The 3,534-nt window shown below is 41.1% G+C and carries 5 protein-coding genes; 3 read left to right on the top strand and 2 right to left on the bottom strand.

Annotated features, from left to right (window positions below):
• The first annotated feature begins 305 nt into the window (after positions 1-305).
• The 3 genes from CYP77_RS01890 (at position 306) to CYP77_RS09905 (ending at position 2,089) form a co-directional block, all read left to right on the top strand.
• Positions 306-1,145, top strand: a complete 840-nt coding sequence (locus CYP77_RS01890; protein WP_103567975.1) for a biotin synthase — start codon at positions 306-308, stop codon at positions 1,143-1,145.
• On the top strand, positions 1,145-1,498 hold the full coding sequence (gene crcB / locus CYP77_RS01885; protein ID WP_103567976.1) for a fluoride efflux transporter CrcB: 354 nt from the start codon (positions 1,145-1,147) through the stop codon (positions 1,496-1,498). The genes CYP77_RS01890 and crcB overlap by 1 nt, the downstream gene beginning before the upstream one ends.
• Before the next feature lie 396 nt (positions 1,499-1,894).
• On the top strand, positions 1,895-2,089 hold the full coding sequence (locus CYP77_RS09905) for a hypothetical protein (protein ID WP_141090576.1): 195 nt from the start codon (positions 1,895-1,897) through the stop codon (positions 2,087-2,089).
• Here CYP77_RS09905 and CYP77_RS01880 read toward each other — a convergent pair.
• Positions 2,086-2,373 carry a hypothetical protein gene (locus tag CYP77_RS01880; protein WP_103567395.1) on the bottom strand — a complete coding sequence of 96 codons (288 nt, stop codon included), beginning with the start codon at positions 2,371-2,373 and terminating at the stop codon, positions 2,086-2,088. The genes CYP77_RS09905 and CYP77_RS01880 overlap by 4 nt on opposite strands.
• Before the next feature lie 44 nt (positions 2,374-2,417).
• Positions 2,418-3,503: an MBL fold metallo-hydrolase gene (locus CYP77_RS01875; protein WP_103567396.1), complete on the bottom strand. Its 1,086-nt coding sequence runs from the start codon at positions 3,501-3,503 to the stop codon at positions 2,418-2,420.
• Positions 3,504-3,534: the final 31 nt, after the last annotated feature.

Genomic DNA, 3,534 nt, shown 5'->3' with positions numbered 1-3,534 from the left:
TATATAAATAGGTATATGAATTTCTAAATTTATTTTTTTACAAAATTAATCGAGTTTTTTTTCAAATTTTTAAATTTACTTGACGCTAACATGATTTGACTAAACAAATTTACAAATTTTAAAATCTTACTCACTCGCCTTAGCAGACTACTAAATTTAGGGCTCATAGCCACTCGCCACTAAATTTATAGCCGTGATATGCCAGCTCTAATTTTAAAATTTGCCTGTTTTTCGTAAATTTAAGGCGATCATACTTAAATTTTAAACCTACCAAAGCTATAATGCTCCCCAAAAAAGGATAAAAAATGAAAACAATCATGCTTTGTGCGATATGCTCGGTTACGCAGGGAAACTGCGCTGAGGACTGCGCTTATTGCACGCAAAGTGCCAAAGCTGGCGCTGATATCACGAAATTTAAAGAAAAAAGCGTGCAGCAGGTGGTGGACGAGGCTAAAATGGCTTATAAAAACCACGCTCTTGGCTTTTGCTTAGTCACAAGTGGCGCTAGGCTAAATGACAAAAAAACTGACTACATCGCATCTTTAGCAAGAGCTGTGAGTAAAGAAGTGCCAAATTTGATGCTCATCGCATGTAACGGCATGGCGACTTACGAGCAGCTTTGTGAGCTTAAAAATGCTGGCGTTTTTAGCTACAACCACAACCTAGAAACAAGCCGCGAATATTTCCCAAAAATCTGCACAACACACTCTTGGGACGAGCGATATCAGACAAATTTAGACGCAAAAAGGGCTGGGTTCATGCTTTGCACTGGCGGCATTTACGGCGTTGGCGAGAGCGAGGCTGACAGGGTGAGCTTTAGAGCTAGCTTAAAAGAGCTTGAGCCATTTTCGTCGCCTATAAATTTTTTCATAAAAAGTGACGCACTAAGGCTTATTCAGCCACCTCTTAGCGCGGATGAGGCCCTAAAAATCGTGCGTGAGACCAAAAGCGCACTGCCAGAAACTAGGGTCATGATAGCTGGTGGCAGGGAGAAGATTTTGGGCGAGAGGCAGTATGAGATCTTCGAAAATGGCGCCGATGCGATCGTCATAGGCGACTACCTCACCGCAAAGGGCGAGAAGGCAAGCAAGGACATCGAGGAGCTTACAAAGCGCGGTTTTAGCTTTGCAAGCATCTGCCACTAATGCTTGTAAATTTACTTTTTGCGGGGCTTGGAGGCTTTATCGGAGCTGGATGCAGGTTTTTAGCTGGGGAGCTGCTAAAATTTAGCCACTTTCCCCTAGCCACGCTTGGTGTAAATGTGCTTGGCAGCTTTATTATCGGCGTTTTATTTTGCCTAAATTTAAGCCAAAGCGTGAGGGTGTTCTTGGTTGTTGGCATACTTGGCGGCTTTACCACATTTTCAAGCTTTAGCCTTGATAGTGTTAAATTTGTACTAGAAGGCGAACTCGTAAAAGGCTTTTTAAATATATTTTTAAACCTTAGCCTTTGCTTGATCGCAAGCTATCTTGGCATTTTGCTTGGCAAAAATTTGTGAGAGCTTGCAAATTTAGTAGAGCTTAAATTTTGCTAGATTTTCTTAACCACATGCGGCGCAAAGCGCTATCGCATGCACCTCTAACGTGCGAGGGGTTTGGAGGATTTCAAAAAAAAAAGGGGGGGGATAAGGGGATGGCTTCGTAATTCAAGTCCCCTTGTCTCCCTTTTGGATAAAAAAGAAATTTACAAATTTAATAAAGCTGTCTTTGCAAATTTTAAAACTTTCACTCACTCGCAAGAATTGACTACTAAAATTTGGCTTCGCTTATAGCTTAGCTTAAATTTTAGAGCCGAAATTACTCGTTCATGAAATTTTAAAATTGCCTTTATTTATTGACTAGCTTTAAATTTAGAGGCTAAAAACATTTGAGAAATTTGCTTGAATTTTGCGCATGTGATATACAGATGCTGTCTTGCATACCTAGTGTGCAACAGATATTTGGCAAAAGATGTGGCAAATGTGAGGACATTAACAGCCGCCAAGCGAGTAAAATTTACATTTTTTGGCAAATTTACTCATCAAAAAGCACTAAATTTCACGCAAAAGGGCAAAATTTGGCTTCGCCGTAAAGCCACACTAAACGGCTAAATTTCTTTAGCGATCTTGCTCATTTTGTTTATCAGCTCTTCGCGTTCGCTTGATTTTAGGTTGCCGTATTGAAGCTTTGTCATCATCTGCATGAAGTCAAACTGCTTAAACATCTGCGCGTCGCTTTTTAGCTCTTTTTCAAGCTTTTCGTAGATCTTTTCTGTCTCTTTGTTCGTTTTTTCTAAATTTTGCAAAAAGCTTCCAGTTGCGCTTGAGTCAAGGTCGTTTTTTGCCGCCTTATCGATGGCATTTTTTAAATTTGATAAATTTTCAGAAATTTTCATCTGCACTTCCTTTTGGATTTTAAAATTTAGAGCAAATTTTATTCCTAAATTTCATTCCACCACTTTTTTCTAGGTGGATTTTGCGCGGTGAAAACCTCTCCGATCATCGGCGTGGCGTAGTTTAGCTCAAGTTTTGTCGCTGCCTTTTCAAAACGCTTGATCGGCTCATTCCAAGCGTGATAAGAAAGATCAAATTTGCCCCAATGCACCGGCACGCCAAGCCTTGCACCAAGATCTTTTAGCGCTTGCGCCGACTCCTCTGGCTTCATATGCACGTAGGGCCAGCCATCGCTATAAGCGCCATTTTCTATGAAAACTAGATCAAAGCCGCCAAATTTCTCATTTATCATCTTGAAATGCTTGCCGTATCCACCATCTCCGCTAAAATAAAAGCTAAAGCCAGCCTCCTCTACCGCCCAGCCGCCCCAAAGCGTGGTGTTTCTCTTAAATGTGCGCCCACTAAAGTGCCTTGAGGGACAAAAAGTGAAGTTTAAATTTCCTATCTTTTGCTCACTAAACCAGTCAAACTCGTAAATTTTACCTTCATCTACGCCCCATTTTACGAGGTGAGCCTTGACGCCAAGCGGCACTAGAAATTTGGCTATCCTATCCTTTAGCTCAAGTATCGTTTTATAGTCGAGATGGTCGTAGTGATCGTGCGAGATGAGGGCGATGTCGATCACCTCTGGGTAGTCGCTAGCGGTGATGGCGTGCTCGTAGGCAAAGGGCTTGCCGCCAACTGGCAGAGGGAATGCTCGGTGCAAAACTGGGTCTGTGATGATAATTTTGCCATCAAGCTTGCAGATTAGGCTAACGTGCCCAAGCCAGATAAACTCGCCATTTTTGAGGGTGTTTGCGTCAAATTTTAAATTTGGCAAAGGATGCTTTGGTAGCTTGTCTTTTGGTGGAAAGAGCGCTTGAGGGACGTAATTTAACATAGATGCTTGCGGATTTTTCTTTACCATATCAATCGTTGGCTCTAAATTTATAAAAACTTTGCCATTAAAATTTGGTGAAGCTTCTATCAGCTTTTGGCTCTTAGCATCTGGTCTGCCGCCAAAAACAGGGGCAAATTTCATAAAAGCAAAAACTGAAGCGATAAACAAAACTATGACTATAAAAATTTCCATCAATAATCCTTTTAAATTTAAAGGTTGGATT

The organism is Campylobacter concisus (assembly GCF_002913865.1).
GTDB lineage: Bacteria > Campylobacterota > Campylobacteria > Campylobacterales > Campylobacteraceae > Campylobacter_A > Campylobacter_A concisus_AM.
The sequence above is the reverse complement of the archived record's forward strand: the minus strand, read 5'-3'. Positions and strand labels throughout refer to the sequence as shown.

What these genes read in the sequence shown, in the direction of transcription:
- CYP77_RS01890 (WP_103567975.1), top strand. Translation starts at nt 306, where the DNA reads ATGAAAACAATCATGCTTTGTGCGATATGCTCGGTTACGCAGGGAAAC.
- crcB (WP_103567976.1), top strand. Translation starts at nt 1,145, where the DNA reads ATGCTTGTAAATTTACTTTTTGCGGGGCTTGGAGGCTTTATCGGAGCT.
- CYP77_RS01880 (WP_103567395.1), bottom strand. Translation starts at nt 2,373, where the DNA reads ATGAAAATTTCTGAAAATTTATCAAATTTAAAAAATGCCATCGATAAG.
- CYP77_RS01875 (WP_103567396.1), bottom strand. Translation starts at nt 3,503, where the DNA reads ATGGAAATTTTTATAGTCATAGTTTTGTTTATCGCTTCAGTTTTTGCT.